General features: G+C 53.6%; 1 protein-coding gene. It reads left to right on the forward strand.

Going from position 1 to position 2192, the window contains the following annotated elements:
* Positions 1–2005: FtsX-like permease family protein (locus ACETWG_11480; protein MFB0517207.1), on the forward strand; the 2005-nt coding region annotated here is incomplete at its 5' end.
* Positions 2006–2192: the final 187 nt, after the last annotated feature.

Here is a 2192-nt window from a genome sequence, read left to right on the forward strand (position 1 = left end):
CCTGAAGATCTTTACCCTGCCTCTAAAACAAGGAAACCCCGAAACCGCTCTGGCGGCGCCCTTCTCGGTGATCATATCCGAGCGCTTGGCCAACACCTACTTCCCTGGAGAAAACCCGATCGGCAAGACGGTGCGGGTCAAAGAGGAGATGGAGGCGCAAATCACGGGGGTCTTCAAGAGAGTTCCCGCCAATACCCAACTGAGAAGCGACTTCGTAGTCTCGTACTCAACGCTCGAGAAAATCGGCGAGGATACTCAGTCGTGGACGAAACTCTTTCAGGATTACACCTACGTGCTCCTGAGGGAAGGGGTCGTTGCAGCAGAAGTCGAGCAGAAGATCCCATCGCTTCTCGCGCAGCACGTGGGCCAGGACGAGGCTGAGAATTACGTATTGCAGCTTCAGCCCCTGAAGCAGATCTATTTGCATTCAAACTTAAGCTACGAGTTGTTTCCCAACGGTGACCCCGCATACGTTTATGTCTTCGGATGCGTGGCCTTTCTGATCCTCTCAATCGCCTGCATCAATTTCATAAATCTGTCCACCGCCCGCGTTTCGCGCAGGCTCAAGGAGGTGGGCGTTCGGAAGGTACTGGGAGCTTTCCGGTTTCAGCTGGTCAGACAGTTTCTAAGTGAATCCATATTGTTAACTCTCCTTTCCATGGCCTTCGGCATCGCCCTCTTTGAGATCGCCAGACCGCGTCTGGAGTCTTTCTTGGGACGGCAGTTGGAGATAAACGTGTACGGTGATCCGGTGCTCTTGCTGTCTATTCTTGCCATGATCGTCATTGTGGGGTTGCTTTCCGGAAGCTATCCCGCATTCGTCTTATCTGGTTTCCAGCCATCCTTTCTGTTCCGGGGCGAGGTTTTCGGTACCGGCAGAAGATCTTTGCTCAGGAAGATTTTAGTGGCTTTCCAGTTCATGATCGCGGTGGCTTTGTTGTGCGTGACCTTCGCGGTTTACCGGCAGATTGATTTCGCGTTGACCACCGACCTGGGATTCGACAATAAAAATGTGCTGCTGATCGACGCCGGGGAGGGTATCTCCCCGGAGAAACAGGAGTTGGTGAAAAACGAGATTCTAAAAAGCGGCCTGGCTTCGACGGTGACCATCGCGGACTGCGCCCCAGGCGAAAACCGGCACAGTCTTTACCATATTCGCCCACAGAACAAGATGGACGAGGAACCCACCTTCCTGCACGGCGTTCGTATTGATCCGGACTACCTTACAGCCTTCGGGATCAAGCTGGTGGAGGGTAGGGACCTTTTCCGGGAGTCTGCCGCCGATGCCGGGAACTCCATCCTTATCAACCAGGCTGCGGTCCGGGATTTTGAGATAGATGAGCCAATCGGATTCAAGTTTTACCTTGGGGAAAAGGCATACCAGGTTGTAGGCGTGGTCGGCGACTTCCATTCTCATTCCTTTCACAATCGCATCCCGCCACTGGCACTGTTTGCCAGCACCAAGGACAAGCGCCTGATTGCGGCCAAGCTGCCGCCGGCATACACCTCCGCGTCCATATCCGGGATCGAGAACATCTGGAACACCGTTGTGTCGGACGTTCCCTTTGAGTATTCCTTTCTCGAAGACGTGATGAGCGAGAATTACCGGGAGGAGAGAAAACTGGGTACGCTCTTCACTACGTTCTCGCTTTTGACCGTGTTCGTAGCCTGCCTGGGTCTGTTCGGGCTTTCAGCTTTCAGCGCCGAGCGAAGAACCAAGGAGATAGGAATCAGAAAGACGCTGGGCGCGTCGGTCATCAACATAGTTCGGCTCTTATCCAGAGAGATCTTGCTACTGGCCGTTCTTGCCAATGCCGTAGCCTGGCCTTTAGCGTATCTGACCATCGATCGCTGGCTGGAGACATTTGCTTATCGGACGGACATCACCCTGACGATATTCCTGCTCTCCGGTTTGGTGGTACTCATCATCGCCCTGGCCACGGTCAGCTATCAGTCGATCAAGGCCGCCTTGGCCAATCCGGTGGACTCGCTCAGGTACGAATAGGAATACAGAGAGTTGATCATGTTTGGAAATTATCTGAAAGTTGCGGTCAGAAACATTGTCCGATACAAGGGCTATTCGTTCATCAACATAGCCGGTTTGGCCGTCGGAATGGCCTGCTTCATCCTGATCGCCCTGTGGGTCAGGGACGAACTGAGCTATGATAAGTTCCACCTGAATCGTGACCGGC

The sequence above is a fragment of the Candidatus Neomarinimicrobiota bacterium genome, from assembly GCA_041862535.1.
Classification (GTDB): domain Bacteria; phylum Fidelibacterota; class Marinisomatia; order SCGC-AAA003-L08; family TS1B11.